This is a genomic window from Promicromonospora sp. NPDC052451 (assembly GCF_044547525.1).
Lineage (GTDB): Bacteria > Actinomycetota > Actinomycetes > Actinomycetales > Cellulomonadaceae > Promicromonospora.
Window position 1 is genome coordinate 14,796 of sequence record NZ_JBIUAP010000013.1, and the last position, 23,729, is coordinate 38,524.

General features: G+C 73.2%; 24 protein-coding genes and 1 pseudogene. 16 read left to right on the plus strand and 9 right to left on the minus strand.

What is annotated here, in order from left to right:
• The first annotated feature begins 89 nt into the window (after positions 1–89).
• Entirely contained in the window at positions 90–602 is a 513-nt protein-coding gene (locus tag ACIG47_RS20590) for a MarR family winged helix-turn-helix transcriptional regulator (protein ID WP_397432953.1), read from the plus strand.
• Positions 603–708: 106 nt separating this feature from the next.
• Here the strand turns inward: ACIG47_RS20590 and aqpZ are convergent, their stop codons facing one another.
• Positions 709–1,458: an aquaporin Z gene (aqpZ, locus tag ACIG47_RS20595; RefSeq protein ID WP_397413007.1), complete on the minus strand. Its 750-nt coding sequence runs from the start codon at positions 1,456–1,458 to the stop codon at positions 709–711.
• A 159-nt stretch (positions 1,459–1,617) separates the two neighbouring features.
• Between aqpZ and ACIG47_RS20600 the strand changes: the two genes are divergently transcribed.
• Genes ACIG47_RS20600 through ccsB form a run of 5 tightly spaced genes read left to right on the plus strand, consistent with a single transcriptional unit; the run spans position 1,618 to position 6,458 of the window.
• Positions 1,618–2,262: a histidine phosphatase family protein gene (locus tag ACIG47_RS20600; protein ID WP_397432955.1), complete on the plus strand. Its 645-nt coding sequence runs from the start codon at positions 1,618–1,620 to the stop codon at positions 2,260–2,262.
• Entirely contained in the window at positions 2,262–2,858 is a 597-nt protein-coding gene (locus ACIG47_RS20605; RefSeq protein ID WP_397433052.1) for a TlpA family protein disulfide reductase, read from the plus strand. Before ACIG47_RS20600 ends, ACIG47_RS20605 begins: the two co-directional genes overlap by 1 nt.
• Positions 2,858–3,661, plus strand: a complete 804-nt coding sequence (locus ACIG47_RS20610; protein WP_397432956.1) for a cytochrome c biogenesis CcdA family protein — start codon at positions 2,858–2,860, stop codon at positions 3,659–3,661. The genes ACIG47_RS20605 and ACIG47_RS20610 overlap by 1 nt, the downstream gene beginning before the upstream one ends.
• A complete protein-coding gene (locus tag ACIG47_RS20615; protein ID WP_397432958.1) occupies positions 3,661–5,463 on the plus strand; it encodes a cytochrome c biogenesis protein ResB in 1,803 nt (600 codons plus the stop codon). The genes ACIG47_RS20610 and ACIG47_RS20615 overlap by 1 nt, the downstream gene beginning before the upstream one ends.
• 2 nt (positions 5,464–5,465) lie before the next feature.
• The gene (ccsB, locus tag ACIG47_RS20620; RefSeq protein ID WP_397432959.1) at positions 5,466–6,458 is read left to right on the plus strand and encodes a c-type cytochrome biogenesis protein CcsB; all 993 of its coding nucleotides are present in this window, start codon (positions 5,466–5,468) and stop codon (positions 6,456–6,458) included.
• 96 nt (positions 6,459–6,554) lie between these two features.
• Here the strand turns inward: ccsB and ACIG47_RS20625 are convergent, their stop codons facing one another.
• Complete coding sequence (locus ACIG47_RS20625) at positions 6,555–6,935, minus strand: PLDc N-terminal domain-containing protein (protein ID WP_397432960.1); 381 nt, start codon at positions 6,933–6,935, stop codon at positions 6,555–6,557.
• 121 nt (positions 6,936–7,056) lie between these two features.
• Here ACIG47_RS20625 and ACIG47_RS20630 point away from each other — a divergent pair, with 121 nt between their 5' ends.
• On the plus strand, positions 7,057–7,341 hold the full coding sequence (locus tag ACIG47_RS20630; RefSeq protein WP_397413014.1) for a DUF4229 domain-containing protein: 285 nt from the start codon (positions 7,057–7,059) through the stop codon (positions 7,339–7,341).
• 50 nt (positions 7,342–7,391) lie between these two features.
• Here the strand turns inward: ACIG47_RS20630 and ACIG47_RS20635 are convergent, their stop codons facing one another.
• The gene (locus ACIG47_RS20635) at positions 7,392–8,261 is read right to left on the minus strand and encodes a 1,4-dihydroxy-2-naphthoate polyprenyltransferase (protein ID WP_397432961.1); all 870 of its coding nucleotides are present in this window, start codon (positions 8,259–8,261) and stop codon (positions 7,392–7,394) included.
• Between the two features lie 82 nt (positions 8,262–8,343).
• Positions 8,344–9,762: an AMP-binding protein gene (locus tag ACIG47_RS20640; protein WP_397432963.1), complete on the minus strand. Its 1,419-nt coding sequence runs from the start codon at positions 9,760–9,762 to the stop codon at positions 8,344–8,346.
• A 105-nt stretch (positions 9,763–9,867) separates the two neighbouring features.
• On the opposite strand from ACIG47_RS20640, the gene ACIG47_RS20645 reads away from it, so the two are divergent.
• From ACIG47_RS20645 to ACIG47_RS20660, 4 genes are all read left to right on the plus strand, one after another.
• Positions 9,868–10,947, plus strand: a complete 1,080-nt coding sequence (locus ACIG47_RS20645; protein WP_397432964.1) for a DUF3048 domain-containing protein — start codon at positions 9,868–9,870, stop codon at positions 10,945–10,947.
• 108 nt (positions 10,948–11,055) lie between these two features.
• Complete coding sequence (locus tag ACIG47_RS20650) at positions 11,056–12,291, plus strand: DUF1611 domain-containing protein (RefSeq protein WP_397432965.1); 1,236 nt, start codon at positions 11,056–11,058, stop codon at positions 12,289–12,291.
• A 37-nt stretch (positions 12,292–12,328) separates the two neighbouring features.
• Positions 12,329–14,038, plus strand: coding sequence for an ABC transporter ATP-binding protein (locus ACIG47_RS20655; protein ID WP_397432966.1), 1,710 nt, complete (start codon positions 12,329–12,331; stop codon positions 14,036–14,038).
• A 150-nt stretch (positions 14,039–14,188) separates the two neighbouring features.
• The gene (locus tag ACIG47_RS20660; RefSeq protein WP_397432967.1) at positions 14,189–15,514 is read left to right on the plus strand and encodes a helix-turn-helix domain-containing protein; all 1,326 of its coding nucleotides are present in this window, start codon (positions 14,189–14,191) and stop codon (positions 15,512–15,514) included.
• Here the strand turns inward: ACIG47_RS20660 and ACIG47_RS20665 are convergent.
• Positions 15,511–16,065, minus strand: coding sequence for an NUDIX domain-containing protein (locus ACIG47_RS20665; RefSeq protein ID WP_397432968.1), 555 nt, complete (start codon positions 16,063–16,065; stop codon positions 15,511–15,513). The genes ACIG47_RS20660 and ACIG47_RS20665 overlap by 4 nt on opposite strands.
• 187 nt (positions 16,066–16,252) lie before the next feature.
• Here ACIG47_RS20665 and ACIG47_RS20670 point away from each other — a divergent pair, with 187 nt between their 5' ends.
• Together ACIG47_RS20670 and ACIG47_RS20675 are read left to right on the plus strand one after the other, a co-directional pair.
• On the plus strand, positions 16,253–17,026 hold the full coding sequence (locus tag ACIG47_RS20670; protein ID WP_397432969.1) for an HAD family hydrolase: 774 nt from the start codon (positions 16,253–16,255) through the stop codon (positions 17,024–17,026).
• 84 nt (positions 17,027–17,110) lie between these two features.
• Complete coding sequence (locus ACIG47_RS20675) at positions 17,111–17,638, plus strand: DUF6879 family protein (protein ID WP_397432971.1); 528 nt, start codon at positions 17,111–17,113, stop codon at positions 17,636–17,638.
• A gap of 245 nt (positions 17,639–17,883) precedes the next feature.
• On the opposite strand, the gene ACIG47_RS20680 is transcribed toward ACIG47_RS20675, so the two are convergent.
• The 4 genes and pseudogenes from ACIG47_RS20680 to ACIG47_RS20695 form a co-directional block, all read right to left on the minus strand.
• Complete coding sequence (locus ACIG47_RS20680; protein WP_397432972.1) at positions 17,884–18,837, minus strand: 1,4-dihydroxy-2-naphthoyl-CoA synthase; 954 nt, start codon at positions 18,835–18,837, stop codon at positions 17,884–17,886.
• A 37-nt stretch (positions 18,838–18,874) separates the two neighbouring features.
• Positions 18,875–19,150 (minus strand): annotated as a pseudogene (locus tag ACIG47_RS20685) (hypothetical protein); the annotation flags it as partial.
• Positions 19,151–19,165: 15 nt separating this feature from the next.
• Positions 19,166–19,363 (minus strand): hypothetical protein, encoded by a 198-nt coding sequence (locus tag ACIG47_RS20690; protein WP_397432974.1) that lies wholly within the window; start codon positions 19,361–19,363, stop codon positions 19,166–19,168.
• A complete protein-coding gene (locus ACIG47_RS20695) occupies positions 19,317–19,922 on the minus strand; it encodes a hypothetical protein (RefSeq protein ID WP_397432975.1) in 606 nt (201 codons plus the stop codon). Before ACIG47_RS20695 ends, ACIG47_RS20690 begins: the two co-directional genes overlap by 47 nt.
• A gap of 93 nt (positions 19,923–20,015) precedes the next feature.
• Here ACIG47_RS20695 and ACIG47_RS20700 point away from each other — a divergent pair, with 93 nt between their 5' ends.
• Genes ACIG47_RS20700 through menD form a run of 3 tightly spaced genes read left to right on the plus strand, consistent with a single transcriptional unit; the run spans position 20,016 to position 23,381 of the window.
• Positions 20,016–20,618, plus strand: a complete 603-nt coding sequence (locus ACIG47_RS20700) for a gamma carbonic anhydrase family protein (protein ID WP_397432976.1) — start codon at positions 20,016–20,018, stop codon at positions 20,616–20,618.
• A 25-nt stretch (positions 20,619–20,643) separates the two neighbouring features.
• Positions 20,644–21,624, plus strand: a complete 981-nt coding sequence (locus ACIG47_RS20705) for an o-succinylbenzoate synthase (protein WP_397432978.1) — start codon at positions 20,644–20,646, stop codon at positions 21,622–21,624.
• Positions 21,621–23,381, plus strand: a complete 1,761-nt coding sequence (gene menD / locus ACIG47_RS20710) for a 2-succinyl-5-enolpyruvyl-6-hydroxy-3-cyclohexene-1-carboxylic-acid synthase (protein ID WP_397432979.1) — start codon at positions 21,621–21,623, stop codon at positions 23,379–23,381. Before ACIG47_RS20705 ends, menD begins: the two co-directional genes overlap by 4 nt.
• Positions 23,382–23,729 lie beyond the last annotated feature (348 nt).

Sequence of the window (23,729 nt, forward strand, 5' to 3'; positions counted from 1 at the left end):
AGGGATCAACTACTCACGATCCCGTCCAACATAGCGGTTCCCGTAACGTATTCCCAGAGGGGCTCGGTTCGCACGAAGGCGGTGGTGACATGGCGGCGCAGACCGTCGAGGGGCGCGACATCTGGTTGTCCGAGGAACAGCAGGGATCCTGGCGGCACTACCTGGAGGGCACCGCGCGCTTCGTGGAGGCCCTGAGCTCGGTCCACGACCGGACCCTCACCCTCTCGCTCGGGGAGTACAGCCTGCTGGTCCAGCTCTCGGAGGCACCGGACCGCACCATGCGGATGTCGACGCTCGCGGACGGGCTCGTGCTGTCGCGCAGCCGGCTCACGCACACCGTGGCCCGGATGGAGGCCCGGGGCCTGGTGGAGCGGCGGGCGGCGGAGGGCGACCGGCGCGGCGTGAACTGCACCATGACCGACGACGGCTACGCGGCCCTGGTGGTCGCCGCGCCCGGCCACGTGGCCGCGGTGCGCCGGATCATGGTCGAGGCGCTGGAGCCGGAGGAGTTCGCGATGCTGGGGCGGATCATGGCCAAGGTCGCGGCGTCGTCGAAGGACGCGGGCGGTACGGAGGAGGGCCTGGCAGCCCACTGCGACTGACGGGCCGGCCGGCCCGGCGCACCGCGCGCGCCGGGCCGGCCGGGTGGTGCGACCACCTGACCGGCTCGGCACGCCCAGGACGCCGGGTCGGTGGCGTGGTGCGACGTCAGGCCGTGATCGCGCGGCCGAACATCGGGCGGTAGGCGAAGCCCGCGATCAGGCCGCCGAGGATCGGGAACACGAGGAACACCCAGAGCTGGCCCCACGCCCAGCCCCCGGCGTAGATGGCGGTCGCCACCGAGCGGGCCGGGTTCACCGAGGTGTTGGTGACCGGGATCGAGACCAGGTGGATCAGGGTCAGCGTGAGGCCGATCGCCAGCGGCGCGAACCCGGGGGCGGCCACCCGGGCCGTGGTGCCGAGGATGACGAAGAGGAAGACCGCGGTGAGGACCGTCTCGGTCAGGGCCGCCGAGCCCAGGCCGAACCCGTCCGGCGAGTGCTCGCCGAACCCGTTCGCCGCGAACCCGGACTCCCGGGCGGCCTCGAAGTACCCGTCGGGCCCGCCGGCCGCGATCAGCGCCAGCACGCTCGACCCGAGCGCACCGCCCACGAGCTGCGCCACGACGTACCCGCCGACGTCGCTCCAGGAGAACCGTCCGGCGGCCGCCAGGCCCAGGGTGACGGCCGGGTTGAAGTGCCCGCCCGAGATCGGCCCCAGGGCGAACGCGCCGACGACGACGGTGAGGCCGAAGGCCAGGGCGACGCCCAGGAAGCCGACCCCCACGGTGTTCGTCTCGGCGTCCGGGAAGTTGGCGGCGAAGACGGCGGTACCGCAGCCGCCGAGGACGAGGACGAAGGTACCCAGCGCCTCGGCGAGGAGCCGTGCGTACATCGCGGGTGATGCTGTCTCCGTCATGGTGAGACCCCCTTGCTCATGTCGGACGGTTTCATGGTGAAGACCACCGTGAAACTTGTTGCTGACAGTAGGTCGGCATCCCTGGATCGGCGCGAGATGACGTAATCCACACCCGCTGGAGGTCACGGGCACCCAGGCTCGGGTGCGAGACTGGGCGCCATGGTCTCCACGACGGTCCACCTGCTGCGCCACGGCGAGGTGCACAACCCCGACGGCATCCTGTACGGGCGTCTGCCTGGCTACCGCCTCTCCGACCGCGGCCAGGCGATGGCCAAGATCGTCGCCGACCACCTCACCAGCGGTGGCCACGACGTGGTCCGGGTGGTCGCGTCGCCGCTGCAGCGCGCGCAGGAGACCGCCACACCGGTGGCCCAGGGCTTCGGCCTGGAGCTCGCCACGGACGACCGCATCATCGAGGCCGGCAACCGCTTCGAGGGCCTCCGCGTCGGCGGGGGCGGCGGGGCGCTCAAGAACCCGCGCAACTGGCCGCACATGTGGAACCCGTTCCGCCCGTCGTGGGGCGAGCCGTACACGGAGCAGGTCCAGCGCATGCGCGCCGCCGTCGAGGACGCCCGCCGCGTGGCCGAGGGCCACGAGATCGTGCTGGTCAGCCACCAGCTTCCCGTCTGGCTCACGCGCCGCTCGTTCGAGGGCGGCACCCTCTGGCACGACCCGCGCAACCGGCAGTGCAACCTCGCCTCCCTGACGTCCCTGCACTTCGAGGACGACCGGTTCGTGGGCCTGCACTACACGGAACCCGCCGCGGAGCTCTACGACGGCGCGAGCAAGGTCGCCGGCGCGTGATGCGAGGAAAGACCTTCAAGGTCGTGCAGTGGGTGGTGGCCGTCGGCATCGTCGTCGGCCTGGTGGCGGCCCTCACGGCGTGCGCGCCCGAGGACTCCGGCGCGGGCGACGTCGTCGGGCAGGGCTACGTCTCCGGTGACGGGTCCGTGCAGACGTACGACGCCGGGGAGCGCAAGGGGCCCGTCGCCGTCGTGGGCACCGACTTCGAGGGCAACGAGGTGGACACGTCCGACTGGGCGGGCGACGTCGTCGTCGTGAACACCTGGTACGCCTCCTGCGCGCCGTGCCGCGCCGAGGCGCCCGACCTGGTGGACCTCGCCACCTCCAAGGACGGCGTGCAGTTCGTCGGCATCAACACGGAGGACGACGCCGGCGCCGCCCAGGCGTTCCAGCGCACGTTCGAGGTGCCCTACCCGAGCATCGAGGACCGCTCGGGCACGGTGATCGCCGGGCTGACCGGCGTCGTGCCCCTGCAGGCCGTGCCGACCACCGTGGTGCTGGACCAGGAGGGCAAGGTGGCCGCCCGCGTCATCGGCCTGGCCGAGGGGTCCACCCTGGAGGCGCTCATCGACGAGGTCCTGGCGGAGGCCGCCTGATGCTTCCCGGCTCGATCGCGACCGCCGTCGGCGACGGACTCGCCAGCACCGCGTTCAGCGGGTCCCTGCTGCTGGCGGTGCCCGTGGCGATCCTGGCGGGTCTCGTGTCGTTCGCGTCGCCGTGCGTGCTGCCCCTCGTGCCGGGCTACGTCGGGTACGTGAGCAGCATGGCCGCGGCGTCGGCGGGGACCACCCCCGGGATCGTGGCCACGCGGGCCAGGCCGGCCCGCGGCCGCGTGGTCGGCGGCGTGGCGCTGTTCGTGCTCGGCTTCACCGCCGTGTTCGTCTCGTTCGGGGCGGCGTTCGGCGGCCTGGGCGTGTTCCTGGTGCGCTGGGAGGACGTGATCATGCGCGTGCTCGGGGCCGTCGTGATCCTGCTCGGCCTCGGCTTCCTCGGCGCCGTGCCGTTCCTCCAGCGTGAGGCCCGGTTCCACGTGACACCGCGCACCGGCCTGTGGGGCGCGCCCCTGCTCGGCATCGTGTTCGGCCTGGGCTGGACGCCCTGCATCGGCCCGACGCTCGGCGCCATCCAGGTGCTCGCGATCGACGAGGCGTCCGCCGGCCGCGGGGCCCTGCTCGGCGTGGCCTACTGCCTCGGCCTCGGGGTCCCCTTCCTGCTCGTCGCGCTGGGCCTGCAGAGCTCGGAGCGCATGCTCGACTTCCTGCGCCGGCACCGCCTCGCGGCGCTGCGGATCGGCGGCGGGCTGCTCGTCCTGGTGGGGCTGCTGCTGGTCACGGGGCTGTGGACGCGGATCACCGGGGCCATGCAGCTCTGGATCGGCGGATTCGAGACGGTGCTCTGATGGCCGACCGCACCAGGCAGGAGTCCTACGTCCCCGAGGGCATCGCGGACGAGTTCACGCAGGGCGCGCCGGCGTCCGACGAGAAGCCGCAGAAGCCCGGCCGGCCCACCGCGCCCACGCTGGGCCTCGTGGGCACGCTGCGCTGGATGTGGCGGCAGCTCACCTCCATGCGGGTGGCGCTCATGCTGCTCATGCTGCTCGCGGTGGCCGCCGTGCCCGGTTCCGTGCTGCCGCAGCGCAACCAGGACGCGGCCGGCGTCATCGAGTACCTCGCCGACCACCCGACCGCGGGGGAGTGGCTCGACCGGGCCGGGTTCTTCGACGTCTACTCGTCGGTCTGGTTCTCCGCGATCTACATCCTGCTGTTCGTGTCCCTCGTGGGCTGCATCCTGCCGCGCTCCGCGACCCACTGGCGCGCCCTGCGCGGGCGTCCGCCACGTGTGCCGTCCCGGTTCAGCCGGTTCCCGGCGCAGGCCACCGCGACCACCGACGCCACGCCCCAGGAGGTGGCCGACGCCGTCGCCGCCCGCCTGCGCGGCACGATCTCCTGGCTGCCCACCTTCCGGGTGGACCGGGCCGAGGAGACGGCGCGGGGGCGCGGAGCGTCCGGCCGGAGCGAGCTTGCGAGCGCAGGGCGGGAGCGACCGAAGGCACCTCCCGCGGCGCAGACCGTGAGCGCCGAGCGCGGCTACCTGCGCGAGACCGGGAACCTCGTGTTCCACCTGGCCCTGGTGGGCCTGCTGGTGTCCGTCGCGACGGGCCAGATGCTGCACTACCGCGGCCAGGCCATCGTCACCGAGGGGCGTGGGTTCGCCAACGCCGTGGTCGACTACGACACGTTCGAGAAGGGCTCCTGGTTCCGGCCGGAGTCGCTCGTCCCCTTCGCGATGACGCTCGACGAGTTCGAGTCGGAGTTCGCGAGCGACACGGTCGCCTTCGCCCAGGCCCGCGACTTCACGGCGCACGTCACCGTGACCGAGCCGTCGGGCGAGCAGCGCGGCGAGCAGATCAAGGTGAACCACCCGATCGTCGTCGACGGCGCCAAGATCTACCTGCAGGGCAACGGCTTCGCCCCGGAGATCACCGTGCACGACGCCGAGGGCGAGGTCGCCTTCGCCGGACGCGTCACCTTCATCCCCGAGGACACGATGTACACCTCCCGCGGCGTGGTGAAGGTGCCCGACGTGTCGCCGGGGCTCGACCAGATCGGGCTGGTCGGGTACTTCCTGCCGACCGCGGAGGTCAACGAGGACGGGTCGGCGCGCTCCGCGTTCCCGCAGCCCGTGGACCCGCTGCTCGTGCTCGAGGTGTACACGGGCGACCTGGGCCTGGACGACGGCTCCCCGCAGAACGTGTACGAGCTCGACACCGCCTCGCTCACCCCGGCCGTCGACGAGCAGGGCGAGCGCATCAAGGTGCTGGCCCGCCCCGGCGAGACCGTCGAGCTCCCCGACGGGCTCGGCACGCTGACTCTCGGCGAGGACCTGCCGCGCTACGTGGCCCTGGACCTGCGGCACGACCCGTCGCTCACGTTCGTGCTCGTCTTCGCGCTGCTGGCGCTGGCGGGCCTGACCGTCTCGCTGTTCACGCCGCGGCGACGGGTCTGGGCGCGCGCGTACGCCGGGCCGGACGGGGCTACCGTGGTCGAGGTGGCGGGCCTGGCCCGCGGCGACGATGCAGGTCTGCAGGCCGAGGTCGACCGCGCGCTGGCGGCGGTGCCCGGGAACGTGCAGCAGCCAGAGACGGGGGACGAGCCGGTCACGCCGGCCGCGCCCGACCGGACCGGATCGGAGAAGGACTGAACATGGAGCTGGCAAACCTGAGCGTGCTGCTCGTCTGGGGCGCGGCGACCGCGCTCGCGGTCGCGCTGATCGCGTTCTCCGTGGACCTGTCGCGCCTGTCGGGCGCACGGGTCGACGCGCGGGACGCGGCCAGGACCCGGGAGCGCGTGGCGGTCGCGGCCGGCGGCGACGTCTCGCCCTACGAGGCGGACGCCGACGCCGTCCCGGCGGACGCGCCGGCCGCCCCCGTCCCGGCGAACCGGAAGCTGGCCGGGGTCGGGATGTCCGTGACCTGGCTGGCCGCCGCCCTGCTGCTCGTCGCGATCGTGCTGCGCGGCATCGCGGCCGGCCGGACGCCGTGGGCCAACATGTACGAGTTCGCGCTGGTCGGCACCTTCGTGGCGGTCGCGGTCTTCGCGGGCGTCAACACCCGGCGCGACGTGCGCTACCTCGGCGCGTTCGTGACCGGCCTGAGCGTGCTGTTCCTCGTGCTCGCCCAGGAGAAGTTCTTCGTCGAGGCCATGGGCGTGCAGCCCGCGCTGCAGAAGTACTGGCTCGTCATCCACGTGGGCGTCGCCATCGTCGCGACCGGCATCTTCACGGTGGCGTTCGTGACGTCGGCGCTCCAGCTCCTGCGCGACGCCCGGGACAACGGCTCGCCGGTGCTGGGCAGCCGCCGCTGGGGCTGGCTGGACCACACCGCGACGCCGGTGGCGCTGGAGTCGCTCTCGTTCCGGCTGAACTCGGTGGCCTTCGTGCTGTGGACCTTCACGCTCATCGGCGGCGCCATCTGGGCCGAGGACGCGTGGGGACGCTACTGGGGCTGGGACCCCAAGGAGGTCTGGAGCTTCATCGTCTGGGTGGTCTACGCGGCCTACCTGCACGCGCGCACGACGCGCGGCTGGTCCGGCACCCGGGCGGCCTGGTTCGTCGTGGCGGGCTACGCGTGCGTGCTGTTCAACTTCACGGGCGTGAACCTGATCTTCAACGGCAAGCACTCGTACTCGGGCCTGTGAGCCCGGCGTCCTGAGGGCCCGACGACAGAGGGCGCCGATCCGGTCCGGATCGGCGCCCTCTGTCTGTCGGTCCCGTGCCGGGCGCCCTGCGGCGCGTCAGCTGCTCTCGGTGTCGTCGTCCTTGGCCTCCTGTCGACCCCGCGCCTCGCGTTCCTGCCGGCGCTTCTCCTGCTCCAGGCGCCAGAGGAACTCGGGGTCGTCGTCCGGGGCCACCGGGCCGGACGGGCGGCGTGGCCCGGGGCGGGGCGGGGTCGGGCGGCTGCCGCCGGGGCCCGAGGCCGGGCCCGCGCCCGACCGGCGCGCGGAGACCCGCACCACGATCCACGAGATGGGCCCCAGCAGGGGCAGGAGCACGATGAGCAGCACCCAGAGCCAGCGGGGCAGGCCGCCGCGCTCGTCCTCCTCGGAGCCCCAGACATCGACCAGGGCATAGACCGCGAGTCCGACGACGGCCAGGATCAGAAGTACGCGTGGCATACCCCCAGCCTACGGCGGGTCGGCAACGATAGGTCAGCCCGCAGCGTGACGTTCGCCCTGTTCCGGGCCCGGAGGTCCGCCGTCGTCGAGGTGTGACCCGCGCCCGGCCTACCATGGGTGAGTGCCCCTCGTGATCTACACCCTGCTCCGCCTCGCGCTGTTCGGCGTCGCCTTCGGCGGGCTCTACCTGGCCGGGCTGCGGGGGTGGCTGCTCCCGATCGTCGCCGTGGTGGTCGCCCTGACCGTGTCGTACCTGACGCTCACCGGGCCGCGGGACGCCGCGACCCGCTGGATCGCCGCCCGTGCCGAGCGCCGCGCCGCCGAGCGTGCCGCGGCACCGAAGGTCGACGTCGACGCGGCCCACGAGGACGCGCGCCTCGACGAGGAGCTCCGCACCGACCGCTGAGGCCGGTCAGGCCCGCCGGGGCCGGTCAGGCCCGCGGGAGACCGGGCCGGTCAGACCGACAGGCCGAACCAGAGCAGCAGCCCGTAGCCCAGCTCGTACAGGCCCGTGCCGGCCAGCACCGGCACGAGCAGCTTGCCGCGGGCGCCGGCGAGCACGGGGACCGACAGCAGCGCCGCCGGGCCGAGCAGCAGCACCACCACGAGCGACCACGGCGCCCAGAAGGCGCACACCGCACCGAGCAGCACCGGGACCCAGATCATCGTGACGTAGGCGCGCCGGGCCCGGTGGTCGCCGAGGCGCACCGCCAGGGTGCGCTTGCCGGACAGGACGTCGGTGGGGATGTCCCGCAGGTTGTTCACCATGAGCAGCGCGCAGGCGATCAGGCCCACCCCGACGGCGCCGAGCACCGCGGGCCACGTGATGATCCCCGCCTGCGTGTAGGTGGTGCCGAGCACCGCCACCAGCCCGAAGAACACGAACACCGCGACCTCGCCCAGCCCCCGGTACCCGTACGGCTGCTTGCCGCCGGTGTAGTACCAGGCGGCGACGACGGACACCGCGCCCACGGCGAGCAGCCACCACTGCCCGGACACCGCGCAGAGCGCCAGCCCGAGCACACCGGCCACGCCGAACGCGGCGAACGCGGCCCGCTTCACGGCGCCAGGTGCCGCCGCGCCCGACGCCGTGAGCCGCATCGGGCCCACGCGGTCCAGGTCGGTGCCGCGCACACCGTCGGAGTAGTCGTTGGCGTAGTTGACGCCGACCTGCAGCGCGAGGGCCACACCGAGCGCGAGCAGTGCGGGCAGCCATGCCGAGGCGTCCACCTGGGCCGCCGCGCCGGTACCCACCATGACGGGCGCCGCCGCCGCGGGCAGCGTGCGGGGCCGCGCCCCGGAGATCCACTCGGCGGCTGTCGCCATCAGCGTGTCCTTCGTTCGTGGGGGATGTCTGGTCCGTGGCACCGGGACCGGGTGCGTGCGCGGTCCTAGCGGGGGAACGAAGTCATGGTCGCACGGGTTCCCGCTCGGCCCGCACGACGGCGTCGCGCACGGCCCGCCGGTCGATCTTGCCGGGCCCACGCGTGGGCAGGGTCGCGGTGACGTACGCCCGGCGCGGCGCGGCGGCCGCCCCGAGCCGCTGCCCGACGGCGGCGCGCAGCCCGGCGAGCGGCCCGCCGCCGTCGGTCACCTCGCCCGCCGCGGGCGGGGCGCCGTCCGGGCCGGTACGGGACCCCCGGGCGGCCGCGCCGGACGGCGGCGCGCCGAACGGGACCAGCTCGAGGCCGCCGGGGCGTGCCGGCGGTCCGGTGCGGGCGATCACGGCGACCACCGCCTGGCCCCACTCGGCGTCGGGTACGCCGACGACGCAGACCTCGCCCGGTGTGCCCTGGGCGGCCAGGTGCTCCGCGATCGCCTCCTCGACGGCCGCCGGGGCGACGTTGACGCCGCCGGTGACCACGACGTCGTCGGCCCGACCCAGGACCGTGAGCCGGCCGTCGTCGAGGCGGCCGAGGTCGGAGGTGCGGAACCAGCGAGTGCCGTCGGGGTCGGCGCGGAAGGCGGCGGCCGTGGCGGCGGGGTCGCCCACGTAGCCCTCGGCGAGCACCGGGCCGGACAGCTCGATCACGCCCGTCGTGGTGTGCTCCTCCGGGCGCGTGCCGGTGGTGGTCGGTGTCGTGCCGGTGGTCGTGCCGGACAGACGGACGCGTACGCCGGGGAGCGGGACGCCGTCGTAGACGCAGCCGCCGCTGGTCTCGGACATGCCGTAGGTGGTGACCACGCGGACGCCGGCGGCACGGGCCCGCTCCAGGAGCGGCGCGGGTGTCGCGGCGCCGCCCACGAGGACGGCGTCGAACCGGGCGAGGGTCCGCAGGCCGGCCGCGTCGCCGGCGTCGGCTGCGGCCACGAGCCGGTGCAGCTGGGTGGGCACGACCGAGACGTAGGCCCGGGCGCCGGCTGCCGTATCCGCTGTGTCCAGGAACTCCTGGGCCAGGGACGCGAAGGCCGCCGGCGTGAAGTGGTCGGACGTGCCGGCGCGGACCTCGGTGCCCGCCACGACGGAGCGGGTGACCACCTGGACCCCGGCCACGTGCGTGGGCGGGAGCACCAGCAGCCACCGCCCGGGGCCGCCGAGCCGCTCGTGGGTCGCCTCCGCCGAGGCACGTAGCGCCGCCGCGCTCAGCGCGACCTCGCGGGGCTCGCCCGTGGAACCGGAGGTCCGCAGCACCAGGGCGGTGCCGGGCGGCGGTGCGGCGTCGGAGGCCCGGGGTTGCGGCGCATACGCCGGACCGCCGTCGAGGGCGGCGCGGACGGCGTCCACGACGGCGGCCGGCGACGTCGCCCCGCCTGCGTCGGCCGACGCGGCGGCGGACACTGGTGGGACAGCGGTCGAGGCAGCGGGCAGAGGGTCGTTCGAGGGCACCTCACGAGGGTAAGCGCGCCGCCCCGGGGCGGCGGCCGCCGGATCTGTAAGGTGTGCGCCACACCTGGGGCGGGCCCGGGTGCGGACGGTCGCTAAGGAGTGCCGATGACGACCCGCTGGACGACGGCCGCGCAGGCCACGGGTGCGGCGCTGGCGGTCGGGCTGCTGCTGGCGGGATGCGGCCTCGGCGCCCCCGAGGAGCCCCTGCCCACGCCCACCGCGACGGTCGACGCCCCGGTGCGCGGCGACCGGGACCGGCCGCCGGAGCCGGACGTGCCGGTCGTGTGGCCGCTCACCGGGGCACCCACGGAGAAGGTGGCGGACCGCCCGGCCGTGTCGGTGAAGGTCGAGAACTCGGTGCAGGCCCGGCCGCAGCGCGGTCTCACGGAAGCGGACATCGTGTGGGAGGAGGTCGTGGAGGGTGGCATCACCCGGTTCGTGGCGACCTACCACTCGAAGCTCCCCGCCGTCGTGGAGCCGGTGCGCTCGGTGCGGCCCATGGACCCGGCGATCGTGGCGCCGCTGGACGGCATCCTGGCGTTCTCCGGCGGCCAGGGCCCGTTCATCGCGGCGGTGCAGCGGTACGGCACGCAGACCCTCATCAACGACGACGGCGACCCAGGCTTCGTCCGGGATCCCGCGCGGGTCGCGCCGCACAACGTGATCGGGAACGTGGCGACGTTCGCGGCGCAGGCCGACGACCGCCGGACCAGCCCGCCGCCGGCGCAGTTCCGGTACGCGCGGAAGCTGGGCCAGGGCACCGCCCCACGGGCCGGGAAGCCGGCGCCGACGGTGGACGTGCGACTGTCCCCGGCTCAGCGCACGGTGTGGACGTGGGACGCGGAGCGGGAGCGCTACCTGCGCAGCGAGGGCTCGGTGCCGTCGGTGGCCGCCGACGGCAGGCGGCACACCGCGCGGAACGTCCTGGTGCTGTCCACCGAGGTGTTCAACACGAACTTCGTGGACCCCACCGGCGCCCCCGTGCCCGAGCACCGGCTGGCCGGCAGCGGCGGCCTCGGCACGCTGGTCTCGATGGGCCACAGCATCACGGTCCGCTGGTCGAAGAAGGACCACAACTCCCCGATCGTGCTGCGGACCCGGAACGGCAAGGAGGCGGAGCTCGACCCGGGAAACACCTGGATCGAGCTGGTCCCGGCGGGCTCGGGGACCTGGTCACCGCGCTGATCCGGGCCACATGAGAGACCTTTCATCCCGGTCTCATCGCCTGTTCACGGCGGTCCAGTTGAGTGACGACATCGCACCACCCGTCCTCGACCAGAAAGCGTGGCTGCCATGAGCATTCTCGACACGTCCCCGGCCCTGCGCGACGACGCGCCGCGCATCGTCGCCGTACCGCTCCGGGTGGATGCCGCCGACGTGCCGGCTCGTGCCCCCGAGCCGCTCGCGTCCCGGCTGCTGCGGGCGAAGAAGGCCTACTCCACGCGGTTCGTGGCGGCGGCGATCGACCGGGACCCGGCGGCCTTCGGACTGGTCCGCGACCCGGCGCGGGCGCCGCGGCCGGGCGACGTCGTCCTGGCCCGGGTCGTGACGATCGGCCAGCACCGGCGCCTGGAGTCCCCGGTCTCCCGTCGCCAGATCCTGTTCGAGGGCGACGAGATCGTGGTGGCCTACGGCTCGCGCTACGCCGCCGACCAGTTCCTGGCACTCCTGCCCGAGGACCTGGGGCCGTGCCACCTCGCCGCGGCCGGGGGGCTCGCCTCCCGCGTGATCGACCAGCACGCCGACGTCAAGGACGCCACCGTGATCGAGCCGGTCGGGCTGCTGTCCACGGTGGACGGGGTGGTCAACCTCGCGGACCTCGCCCCGCACACGGTGCGCCCCGCCCCGGCCGTGCGGGGCGCCGCGACCCGGGTGCCGGTGGTCGCCGTCGTCGGCACGTCGATGAACTCCGGCAAGTCGACCACCCTGGCCTGCCTGGCCCACGGGCTCGCCGCGGCAGGGCTCACCGTCCACGCGGGCAAGGCCACGGGCACCGGCGCGGGCAACGACGCGAACCACTTCGTCGACGCGGGCGCCCACCGGGTGGTCGACTTCACCGACCTCGGCCGGCCCAGCACGTTCGGCCTGCCGTTCGAGGAGGTCCGCGACGTCTTCGCGACCATGGTCGGCCTGCTGGCCGAGCCCGCGGCGCACGGTGCGCCCGACGTCGTGCTCGTCGAGGTCGCCGACGGCGTGTACCAGGGCGACACGCGCCGCCTGCTCACCGACGACGCGTTCCGCACGGTGGTCGACCGGGTCGTCTTCGCCGCGGGGGACGCGCTCGGGGCGAGCGGCGGCGTCGCGGCGCTGCGCGCGCTCGGCTGCGCCCCGTCGGTGGTGTCCGGGGTGCTCACGGCCTCCCCGCTCGCGGTGGCGGAGGCCCGGGCGGCGCTCGACGTGGACGTGGTGCCCACCTATGACCTGCGCCTGCCGGAGGTCGCGCTCGCCGCGGCGGGACTCGGCCCGGAGGTCGTGCGGCCGGCAGCCGGGGTGCTGGGTGCGGTCGGGGACGGTCATGCGGTCGCTTGACACAGAGCCTGAGACGGCGCCTGAGACGGCGCCCGACATGGCGTCTGGCACGGAGCCTGGCACGGCCCCTGGCACGTCGTCCGGCAGGGCCCCTGGTGCCGAGGCCGGTGCCCTGCCGCGGGTCTTCGTCGGCGCGCGACGGTCCTGGGTGGCCGGGCTCGTGGCCCTCGGGCTCGGGCAGGGCGCCCTCGGCGCGGTCGGGGCCTGGGCGCTGACGCAGCTCCGCCCGGGCAGCGCGTGGCCGATCGTCGTGGCGGTCGTCAGCATCGTGGCGACGGCCGTCGCCGTCGGCGGGCTGCGCGTCGAGGAACGTATCGCCGCGGAACGGCTCGGCCAGGACTACGTGCGCGAGCTGCGCCGCGAGCTGGTCGAGTCCGAGCTGACGCCGGGCGGTCGCACCCACCTCGGCATCACCGTGGCCCGCACCACCAACGACCTCGCGAGCGTGCGGAACTGGGTGTCGCAGGGCGTGGCGCCGCTGATGTCCGGCGTCCCGCTGATCGCCGGCTCCGCGATCGGGCTCACCGTGCTCGACCCGTTCCTCGGCGTCGGCTTCCTGCTCCCGCTCGCCGTCCTGGCCGCCGTCATGGTGCCGTGGGCCCGCACGGCGTACCTGAAGTCGCGGCGCCTGCGCCAGGCCCGCGGGCGCATGGCCACCCGCATCGCGGACACCGTCGGCGCCGCGCAGGGCATCATCGCCGCGCACGGCGCCGGCCGGGAGCTGGGACACATCGACTCCGCGTCAGCCGACGTCGTCGACCGCGCCGTGGACCGTTCGGTGACCGTCGGGGCGCTCCGGGCCGGGGGAACCGTCGCGGCGCTGCTGGCGACGCTCGCCGTCGCCGCCGTCGGCGTGGTGCGCGGCCTGGACCCGGCCGTCACGGTAGCCGCGATGGCCATGGCCGGGCTCGCGTCGACGCCGATCGTCGACCTCGGCCGCATCGTCGAGTACCGCCAGACGTACCTGGCCGCCCGCGCGGTGCTCGGCCCGGCGCTCGCCGACGCCGCCCGACGGCGCGCGGAGCACGAGCGCGCGAGCAGCGCGGCGGCGTCGGCCGACCTGCCCGACGGCGCGGACGGGGCCGGCCGGGTGCACCTGGTGGTCCCCGGGCTCGTGCCGGTCTCCGCTCCGCTGCAGGCGGGCCCCGGCGACCGGATCCGGCTGACCGGCGACGACCCGGAGGCGCCGTTGCGCCTGATGCGGCGCGTGACGGGCCTCGATCTCCCGCCGGCCGGCGCCGTCGACGAGCTCTGGGTGGACGGACGGAACGTCCGTGCCGTCGCGCCGTCGGACGGCCGTGCCCTCGTGGGGCTCGCGGCCCGGGGCGCCGTGTTCGAGCGGGGGACCCTGCGGCGCGCGCTGCGCTACCGCCGTCCCGACCTGGACGACGCCACGGCCGACACGGTCTTCGCCGCGGTCGGTCTCGACGTCGGCCGGTTCCGGGACGGTGCCCGCACCGTGCTGCGCGCCGGCGGGGAGCCGCTGACGGTCGACGAGCGGGCGCGCCTCGCGCTGGCTCGCGCGATCTACGGTGAGCCGCCGCTGCTCCTGGTCGCCGACCTCGATCGCGACCTGGACGCCGAGGGCCGGGAGCGGCTCGCCTGCCTTCTGTCGGCCTATCCGGGGGCGGTGCTGTTCGCCGGACCGGACGAGCTGGCACGGGCGCTCGGCGCGCGGGACGCGCGGCTCGCCGCGGGGCGCGTCCCGGTCGGGCCGGACGGAGGCGTGGCGGACGACGACGGGTGAGGCCGCGGTCGCAGCCGCAGACGCCCCTTTCAGGCCGAGGCGGCAGCAGCTGGAGAACCTGGGGCGGTCGAGGCGTGGGGGAACTCGGCATACCTGCGCTCGGCTTCGGCCAGTAGCCTCGTTGCACCGCCTCATCCAGGGAGAGTGCGAATGGGCCAGCATGTGAGCGTGGATCCGGGGTTTGGTGCGTACTTGCACAGCTTGCGCGATGAGCGTGGGTGGTCGCTGCGTCGGCTCGGCAAGCGGGTGAACTGCTCGCACGGTCACCTGTGGGACATGGAGCACGGTCGCAAACAGCCCAGCCTGCGGGTGGCGGCACTGCTGGACGAAGCGTTGGATGCCGGTGGTCAGCTTGCGGCGATGGTGCGCGCCGCGTCACCCGGCGACGGCGGGCTGGTCGCGGCAGTCAGTTCGATCAAGTCGAGCAGCCTCGAGGGAGCGCTTGATCTGTGGGCTCTGGATCTGCAGCGTCGCGACCTCCACACTGCGACTACGTTCAACGCGGCGGTGTTCTTGGTCCCCGCACTGCGGTGGCTCACCGCACCTGCGACGCCTACCGCCGCGGCTAACGGTCCGCGCGTCGTCGGGATGCCCGATGTCGAGATGGTCCGGCAGATGCTCGGCGTCTTCCGAGCTGTCGACAACCAATACGGAGGGGGCGCCGTGCGCGAGCGCCTGGTGTCGTTCCTGCATCACGACGTCGGCGGGTTGCTGCAGGGCCGTTACGACTCGCGTACGGCGCCGGCACTGTTGTCGGTGTCCGCCGAGGCGACACAGATGGCCGGCTGGGCGACGTACGACGTGGGGCGGCATGCTCTGGCGCAGCGGTACATGGTGCAGGCGCTGGAGCTCGCCGGCGCCGCCGAGGACCGGCCACTCGGTGCGGAGATCCTGGCAGCGATGTCCCACCAGGCCGCCTACTTGCGCGCCGGCGGGGAGGCCGTGGACCTGGCACGCGCGGCCGCTCGCGCGGCTGAGGATGCGGGGGTGGGCGCGATCGCGGCCGAGGCTGCAGTGCTCGAAGCGCAGGGCCATGCTGTGTCTGGCGACGGTGCGGCGACCGCGAGTGCCCTGGATCGTGCGGAGCGGCTGTTCGACCGTGCCGAGCGAGCGACCGACCCGCAGTGGCTCGGGTACTTCGACGAGGCGTATCTCGCGGCGAAGTTCGGGCAGACGTTCACGGCGCTGGGCCGTGGCGACCTGGCTTTGCGGTTCGCGCACAGGTCGCTGGAGATGGATGAGCGGTACGCCCGTGGCCGTGCGTTCAACCTGTCTCTGGTGGCGCGAGCGCACCTGCAGGCTGGTGAGATCGAGCAGGCAGCAGCGGCCGGGCAGCTGGCGGTCGACGCTGCGGAGGGTATCGACTCCGCGCGGTCGCGAGACTACCTGGCCGAGATCGCCGACCGCTTGGCGCCGCACGCTGGGCTCGACTCAGTGGCGACCTATCGGGCGCGGGCCGCGCAGCTTACTGGCTAGAGGCGACCGGTCGCGGCGTCGAGCTGCAGCTTCAGGACGGTGGCCACGGTGGCGGCGCCGACGATCTTGCTGGCCTCGATCATCGCTCCGGCCTCGTCGAGCGGGACCCAGGCCAGTTCCTCGGCCTCGTTCACGTCCGGCGCATTGCCGGTGTCGTGCGCACCGCGGGCCAGGTAGACCGTGTTGGGTTGCTCCAGGGAGGCAACCGAAGGCTGGAACCGGAGGTACGGGGCGACCGCGCGTGGGCGCCATCCAGTCTCTTCTTCTGCCTCCCGGAAGGCGGCCGCCTCCACGTTCTCGCCGTCGTCCAGGTACCCGCCGGGCAGTTCCCACACCCACTGGTCGATCACGAACCGGTGGCGCCACATCAACAGGATGCGTAGATCATCGTCGACCATCGCGACCATGACCGCGGGCTGGAGACGCAGCACCCACTGCTCGAACACCACGCCGTCGGGCAACTGCACCTTCGCGATCGACGCCCGCGCCCGGCGCGTGTCGTCCTGCAGCCGTTCCTCGAGGATCGTCCATTGCGTCGCGTTGGTGGTCACGGCGTGAGCGTACGGGCCGATCGTCGCCGTACGCCACGGCGTACACCTGTCAGCCGACAGCGGCTGACGTCCGGGGTCTGGCAGCGGACAGTGCGACGCGCCAACCTCGGAAGGGAAAGAGCGCTCCCCGTCCGCCGGAAGGCAAATTGTGACCTCCGCTACTCGACTGACCGTCCCAGCCCTCCCCATGACTTCCGGCCTGGTGGCTTGCGACATAGATGGCACCCTGCTGCGCACAGGGCATCCAGTCTCCAGCGCCGTTCGCGAGGCCGCGGCAGCCGTGCGCGGCGCAGGGAATCATCTCGTCCTCGCGACCGGCCGGTCCCTGGCCGGAGCGTTGCCCGTGGCCGAGCAGCTTGGGCTGCGGGACACCTGGGTGGTGGCGAGCAACGGCGCTGTCACGGCCCGCCTGACCCGAGGCGGCTTCGAGGTCATCGAGCGGCACGACCTGGACGCCGAGACTGCTGTCCGAGCCGCCGTCGCCACCGCGCCGGGCATCCGGATCTCCGCGGAGATCGTCGGCGTCGGGTACCGCGTGAACATCCCGTTCCCTGACGAGAAGCTCAACGGCACCCAGCACAGCATCCTGGAGCTGCAGGATTTGTGGGCTCGGCCGACACCACGCCTGTCCCTGCACGGGTCGGCGGTCTTTCGTGTCGTGCCGACCTTGCGTGCCCTCGGCCTGACGGCGATCGCTACCCGCGGCGACTGGGTGGACGCCACCGCCCCCGGCATCTCGAAGGCCACCGCGCTGGAGAAGGTCCGGTCCGAACTGGGCGTCGAGGACTACAACACCGTCGCGATCGGGGACGACGAGAACGATCTCGGGATGCTGATGTGGGCCGCCCGGTCTTTCGCCATGGGTCACGCGCCCGCACTGGTGGTCGCGGCCGCCGACCATCTCGCCGGCACAGTCGATCAGGACGGTGCTGCTGCCGCGTTGCACTCGCTACTGTCGTGATGCACAGCGTGACGTGCCAGGACTCGACACGGAGGACGCCATGAAGATGCATCCCTGCCAGCACCACTACGAAACGTCCGACTCGTGAGCGGCCTCATCCCTATCGGCCCTCAGTGGTACGAGCTGTTCGAGACATTCGAGCACACGGCCTACCGGCTGCACGTGCGCGATACCTACAACGCGCCGATCGAGCGGGAGTCGAAGGAGCAGTTCGTCAAGACCGGGACCGCAGACCTTGAGTGGTTTCAGGACTGGCTCGCGTCCATCCGAGATGCCACGGCGGCGGGTCGCACGTTCCGGCGTGTTCGCGTGGTGTCACTTCCCTTGACCGACAGCGCCCGGTACGGCCTCTGGACCGCGTCGTTCAACAACGAGGCTGGTGAGGACATCCGGTACCTCGCCCGTGACGACGCGGAAGGTTTGCCCGCCTTCGACTACTGGATGTTCGATTCCCGGACCATCGCGAAGATGCATTTCAACGACGAGGACGAGCTCGTGGGTTTCGAACTGATCGAAGACCCAGCCGAGGTCGTTGAGCTCAACTATCAGCGCGACGCCGCCTGGCACCGCTCGATCACGAGAGACGCCTTTGCCGCGAGACACGTCGTCTGACGTCAACGACGCGCTCGCAGGGCGCTGCACGAACAGCGGCGAGCTGCTGGCCTGACGGGTCCGCAGTTCGCCGCTGTCGTTGTCCGGGCAGCCCTCGAAGGTCTCCAAGGTCGAGCATGCCGAAAGACGCCGTCGGATGACGACGTCTATGCACCCGCCTCCATGCGAACCGCGGTCGATCACATCACCGGCACCATCGATGACGATGGCGTCGTCACCGTCCTGCATTTACTGCTTGATTGACCTCAGTAGTAGTACGGGAACCCCGACCAGTCCGGCTCCCGCCGCTCCAGGAATGCCTCCTTGCCCTCGACCGCCTCGTCCGTCATGTATGCCAGCCGCGTGGCCTCGCCGGCGAACACCTGCTGGCCGGCGATCCCGTCGTCGGCCGCGTTGAAGGCGAACTTGAGCATGCGGATCGCCTGCGGCGACTTGCCGGCGATGATCCGCGCGTACTCCAGGGCCAGACCCTCCAGGTCGTCGTGCTCCGCGACCTCGTTGACGGAACCCCAGCGCTCGGCGTCGTCGGCGGAGTACTCGCGGGCCAGGAAGAAGACCTCCCGTGCCCGCTTCTGCCCGAGCTGGCGGGCGAAGTAGGCGGAGCCGTAACCGGCGTCGAAGGAGCCGACGTCGGCGTCGGTCTGCTTGAACTTCCCGTGCTGGCGGCAGGCGACCGTGAGGTCGGCGACCACGTGCAGGGAGTGCCCGCCGCCGGCGGCCCAGCCGTCCACGACCGCGACCACGACCTTGGGCATGGTCCGCATGAGGCGCTGCACCTCCAGGATGTGCAGGCGGCCGGCCTTCGCGGGGTCGATCGAGTCGGCGTTCTCGCCGTCGGCGTAGCGGTAGCCGTCGCGCCCGCGGATGCGCTGGTCGCCGCCGCTGCAGAACGCCCAGCCGCCGTCCTTGGGGGAGGGGCCGTTGCCGGTGAGCAGCACGGTGCCGACGTCGGACGTCATGCGGGCGTGGTCCATGACCCGGTACAGCTCGTCCACCGTGTGCGGGCGGAACGCGTTGCGCACCTCCGGCCGGTCGAACGCGACGCGCACCACGGGCAGGTCACGCGGCTCGGGGCCGCTGCGGTCCACACCCCGGTGGTAGGTGAGGTCGGTCAGGTCCTCGAACCCGGCGACCGTGCGCCAGTGTTGCGGGTCGAACGTCTCGGAGACCTGACGGGGGAGATCGGTGCTGGTGCTCACGTGCGCAAGCCTAGTTCGGCCTGGTGCCGGGCAGGTTTCAGCGCCAGGGGCCGACGTTGGGGACGAACACCTTCATGGCGTCGACGATCTCGCGCGCGTCGGCCAGGGCCAGAGTTACCTCTTCGGATGTGATGGTCGGTGTCTCGACACCTGGGTACTCGGAGTCGTGGCGCCGGAGGCGGAGCGCTCGAAACGTCCTGACGACCTTCCGAGCGTTCGGTCCGAGCTGTGCTTCGACGCCCTCCTGTACCGCTCGGTGGCCGTTCTTGTTCGTCGGTCGCAGCCTTTGTCGTGCCAGGGGCGCCGTCATGGCTTTCCGTGCGGCGTCCTACAGCATGGCCAGAGCACCCGACGGATCGTCGTCCACCAGCTTGGCGGCCGAGGCAAGGTGGACGTCCGCCTGGTCGAGCAGGAACCCCGAGTGCTCCTCGGACGGCGCGACCAGTTGTAGCTCGCCCTCGTCGAGGAGGTTCAGGATCTCAGGCTCCCCGATCGGCCAGCGGCTCCCCGTCGTGGTCCCTGCCACGTGATACTCCTTCGTTCTCGACGAGCTCGACGGTCGGCGAACTCAGGATCGTCCGCTTGAACGGACCGTCGTCGTCAGTCCACGCAGTGGTGGAAACACGACGTACGTTGACCTCCCGGCGGAGTGTCTTCTCGGCCTCCTCCACGACGTCGGCGAGCTGATCTCGATCGGGCTCGCCGATCACCAGCACGTCGATGTCTCCCGGGACCGACCCGGGGCGCTCGTTGTACCTCGCTGCCCATGACCCGTAGATGAAGGCGTGCTCGATGCCGTCGATCTCGGTGAGGAGGCCGCGGAGCACCGCCAGCGGCCCGAAGGTCACAGCCAGAAGTTCTGCTAGAGGAGCGTAGACCAGGTTGTCCGTCCGGGCGCGAGCAAGCCGGGTGTTGCCGAGGCGACGGGTGGAGGCGAGGCCTGCGGCCTCGAGACGGTCGACCTCACGCAGGACCGTGACCCGTGAGGTGCCCACGAGGCGTGCGATGTCGGTGAGGCTCTGCTCGTGCTCCGGATCCAGAAGGACGGCAGCGAGAATGTCTCCTTGGACACGGGTGCGCAGCAAGGGCAGGAGCAGCGGTGATCCTTGTTTCATAAAACGCACTCTATCGTTCGGTTTACGGACGTACCATCCACACCCGCACGACGAGAGGAACCCATGCTGATCCGCCACCGCGGTCTCGAACCGTCGATCGACCCCTCCGCCTACGTCGCCCCGTCGGCGACCCTCGTCGGTGACGTCCGCGTCGCCGCCGGGGCGAGGATCCTCCACGGTGCCGTCCTGACCGCCGAGGACGGCGCCGTCGTCATCGGCGCGGACACCGTCGTGATGGAGAACGCGCTCGTCCGGGGCCGGCTGGGGCATCCCGCCCGGATCGGGTCCGCCGTGATGGTCGGCCCGCACGCCCACGTGAACGGCAGCACCGTCGATGACGAGGCGTTCGTCGCGACCGGTACCTCGCTGTTCCCCGGGAGCGTCGTCGGCAGGGGTGCGGAGGTCCGGATCAACGGCGTGGTGCAGGTCAACACCGTCCTGGCCCCCGGCGCGACCGTGCCGATCGGATGGGTCGCCGTGGGCGACCCGGCACAGATCCTGCCGCCGGACCGGCACGAGGAGATCTGGGCGATCCAGCGCGAGCTCGACTTCCCCGGCACCGTCTACGGGGTGGGGCGGGACGTGTCGATGCGCGAGCTGATGCGGCGCCAGTCGGAGCTCTACGGCGCACACCGGGACGACGAGGTGCTGCCCGAGGCGATGTAGCCGCCCAGGTCGTTAGCCTGGGGGCGTGCCACTGATCGGTGAACCCCTCGTCTGGTCCACGCCCCTGCGCACCCGGTTCCGCGGGATCGACGTGCGCGACGGCGTGCTCCTGCGCGGTGACGCCGGCTGGGGCGAGCTGTCCCCGTTCTGGGACTACGCCGACGAGGAGTCGGCCACCTGGCTGCGTGCCGCGCACGAGGCAGCCCTCACCGGCTGGCCCGCGCCCGTCCGCGACAGCGTCCCGGTGAACGTGACCGTCCCCGCCGTCGGCCCCGAGCGGGCGCGCGAGATCGTGCTCGCGTCCGGCGGCTGCCGCACCGCCAAGGTCAAGGTCGCCCAGCGCGGCCCCGACGGCACCCTCGAACCGGTGAGTGCCGAGGCGGAGCGGGTCGCCGCGGTCCGCGAGGCGCTCGGGCCCGACGGCGCGATCCGCGTCGACGCCAACGCCGCCTGGACCCCCGACGAGGCTCTCGCCCACCTCTCCGAGATCGACCGTGCGGCCGGCGGTCTGGAGTACGTCGAACAACCCTGCGCCGACGTCGACGAGCTGGCCCTGGTGCGCCGCAAGCAGGACGTGCCCGTCGCCGCCGACGAGTCGATCCGCCGCGCCTCCGACCCGATGCGGGTCGTCCGCCAGGAGGCCGCCGACATCGTGGTCCTCAAGGTCCAGCCCCTCGGCGGCGTCCGTGCCTGTCTCGACCTCGCCGAACAGGTCGGGCTGCCCGTCGTCGTCTCGTCCGCCCTGGAGAGCTCGGTGGGCCTCGCCGCCGGCGTCGCGCTCGCCGCCGCCCTTCCCGAGCTGCCCTACGCCTGCGGGCTCGCGACGTCGCAGCTCCTGGTGCACGACGTCGTCGACCACCCCCTGCTCCCCGTCGACGGCGCGCTCCCCGTCCGGCGCCCCGAGCCGTCGCCGTCGGCGCTCGCGGCCGCGCCCGCCGACGGCCCGACGGCGGAACGCTGGCTCGCCCGCTACCACCGCCTGACCCGCATCCTGGAGGACGCATGACCATCCCGCCCGCCGTGGCCTCCGCCCGCGCACTGGTCGCTGCCCTGGTCCGCCAGGGTGTGCAGGACGTCGTGCTCGCCCCCGGCTCCCGCAGTGCCCCCCTGGCCTACGCGGTCGCCGAGGCCGCCGATGCCGGCCGCATCACGCTGCACGTGCGGGTCGACGAGCGGGACGCCGCGTTCCTCGCGCTGGGCCTGTCCAAGGGTGCGGAGGGTGCACCGGTCGCCGTCGTGACGACGTCGGGTACGGCCGTGGCCAACCTGCACCCCGCCGTGCTGGAGGCGAGCCACACCGGTCTGCCCCTGATCCTCCTCACCGCCGACCGGCCGCACGAGCTGCGCGGCATAGGGGCGTCGCAGACGACAGACCAGGTGGGCATCTTCGGCTCGGCGGTGCGGTTCGCCGTGGACGTGCCGGCGCCGTCGGCCGCGGGCGAACCGGAGCTCCGTGACCTGCGGCACGTCACGGCACGCGCTGTCAGCGCGGCCCTGGGCTTCCGGTCGGGGCATCCCGGGCCGGTGCACCTGAACCTGGCGTTCCGGGACCCGCTCGCGCCGTCGGACCCCTTGCCGGGACTGACCGGGGACACGGCTCAGGAGGGCTACCCGAAGCCCGGCCCGCCGCTCGTGATCCCCGCGGCGCTCCAGGACGCCGGGTCGCCCGCGCTGCTGGGCGACCCGGCACACACCGTGGTCGTGGCCGGGGACGGCGCGGGGTCCCAGGCGCGCCGGCTCGCCGAGGCGCAGGGCTGGCCGCTGTTCGCTGAGCCGTCGTCCGGTGCGGTGGGCGGCCCCAACGCGGTGGCGGGGTACCGCGCGCTGCTCACGTCCGACGCCCTGGCGGGGGACATCGACCAGGTGGTCGTCCTCGGCCGGCCCACGTTGTCCCGGCCCGTGCAGCGGCTCCTCGGCCGCGCGGGCGTGACGGTCACCGTGGTCGCGCCGGGTGCCGGTCCGTGGCCCGACGCCGCCCGCAACGCCACCGTCGTGCTGCCCGGCCTTGCGGCGCCCTGGTTCGAGGAGACGGGTGCGCCGCCGAGCGACTTCCTGGAGCGCTGGCGCGACGCCGGCGCCCGTGCCGCCCGGGTCCTGGACGAGGTGACCTGCGACGACGCGGTGCTCGGCGGTCCGACGGCGCTGTCCGTGGCCCGGGCCGTCGCGGCGGTGCTCGGCCCGGACGACCTGCTCGTGGTCGGCTCGTCCAACCCGGTACGCGACCTGGAGCTCGTGCTCGGCCTCGACGGTCCCGGCCCGGCCGTGCTGGCCAACCGAGGGCTCGCCGGCATCGACGGCACCGTGTCGACGGCGCTGGGCGTGGCCCTCGCCGCCGCACGGCGAGGCCTGCGCACGCGGGCGCTGCTGGGCGACCTCACGTTCCTGCACGACGTCGGCGGCCTGCTCCGCGGGCCCGACGAACCGCCCGTGGACCTGGAGCTCGTCGTGGTCAACGACGACGGCGGGTCGATCTTCGCGACCCTCGAGCACGGTGCGCTCGCCGCGACCGGCAGCGCCGCGAGCGCCACCTTCGAGCGCGTGTTCGGCACGCCGCACGGGGCCAACCTGGCGCAGCTCTGCGCGGGCTACGGGGTGGACCACCAGCTCGTCAAGGACGTGCCGACCCTGCGGCACGCGCTCCAGGCGCCGAGCCACGGCGTCCAGGTGATCGAGGTCCGGGTGCCTCGCGCGGACCGGCTGGCGGAGACCCGGGACCTGGTGCGGCGCATCACGGAGGCGGCGGGGAGTGGCGGTCGGGGCTGACTGGGTTGGGTTGGGCGGTTGGGGGGGGCTGGGCGTGGCTGGGCTGGCTGGGCTGGCTGGGCTGGCCGGGGCTTGCTGGGTTGGCCGGGGGCTTGCTGGGTTGACCGGGGGCCTGCTGGGTTGACCGGGCTGATCGAGTTGACCGGGCTGATCGAGCTGACCGGGCTGACCGGGCCGTTCGGGCCTGACCGGCCTGACTGGGCTGATCGGCCTGACTGGGCTGATCGGCCTGACTGGGCTGATCGGCCTGACTGGGCTGATCGGCCTGACTGGGCTGATCGGCCTGACTGGGCGGACCGGCTGACTGGGCGGACCGGCTGACTGGGCTGACCGGCTGACTGGGCGGAC

Bases quoted from the DNA above. Each gene is read 5' to 3' on its own strand.
- ACIG47_RS20590 (WP_397432953.1), top strand. From the start codon at position 90: ATGGCGGCGCAGACCGTCGAGGGGCGCGACATCTGGTTGTCCGAGGAA.
- aqpZ (WP_397413007.1), bottom strand. From the start codon at position 1,458: ATGACGGAGACAGCATCACCCGCGATGTACGCACGGCTCCTCGCCGAG.
- ACIG47_RS20600 (WP_397432955.1), top strand. From the start codon at position 1,618: ATGGTCTCCACGACGGTCCACCTGCTGCGCCACGGCGAGGTGCACAAC.
- ACIG47_RS20605 (WP_397433052.1), top strand. From the start codon at position 2,262: ATGCGAGGAAAGACCTTCAAGGTCGTGCAGTGGGTGGTGGCCGTCGGC.
- ACIG47_RS20610 (WP_397432956.1), top strand. From the start codon at position 2,858: ATGCTTCCCGGCTCGATCGCGACCGCCGTCGGCGACGGACTCGCCAGC.
- ACIG47_RS20615 (WP_397432958.1), top strand. From the start codon at position 3,661: ATGGCCGACCGCACCAGGCAGGAGTCCTACGTCCCCGAGGGCATCGCG.
- ccsB (WP_397432959.1), top strand. From the start codon at position 5,466: ATGGAGCTGGCAAACCTGAGCGTGCTGCTCGTCTGGGGCGCGGCGACC.
- ACIG47_RS20625 (WP_397432960.1), bottom strand. From the start codon at position 6,935: ATGCCACGCGTACTTCTGATCCTGGCCGTCGTCGGACTCGCGGTCTAT.
- ACIG47_RS20635 (WP_397432961.1), bottom strand. From the start codon at position 8,261: ATGGCGACAGCCGCCGAGTGGATCTCCGGGGCGCGGCCCCGCACGCTG.
- ACIG47_RS20645 (WP_397432964.1), top strand. From the start codon at position 9,868: ATGACGACCCGCTGGACGACGGCCGCGCAGGCCACGGGTGCGGCGCTG.
- ACIG47_RS20650 (WP_397432965.1), top strand. From the start codon at position 11,056: ATGAGCATTCTCGACACGTCCCCGGCCCTGCGCGACGACGCGCCGCGC.
- ACIG47_RS20655 (WP_397432966.1), top strand. From the start codon at position 12,329: ATGGCGTCTGGCACGGAGCCTGGCACGGCCCCTGGCACGTCGTCCGGC.
- ACIG47_RS20660 (WP_397432967.1), top strand. From the start codon at position 14,189: ATGGGCCAGCATGTGAGCGTGGATCCGGGGTTTGGTGCGTACTTGCAC.
- ACIG47_RS20670 (WP_397432969.1), top strand. From the start codon at position 16,253: ATGACTTCCGGCCTGGTGGCTTGCGACATAGATGGCACCCTGCTGCGC.
- ACIG47_RS20700 (WP_397432976.1), top strand. From the start codon at position 20,016: ATGCTGATCCGCCACCGCGGTCTCGAACCGTCGATCGACCCCTCCGCC.
- menD (WP_397432979.1), top strand. From the start codon at position 21,621: ATGACCATCCCGCCCGCCGTGGCCTCCGCCCGCGCACTGGTCGCTGCC.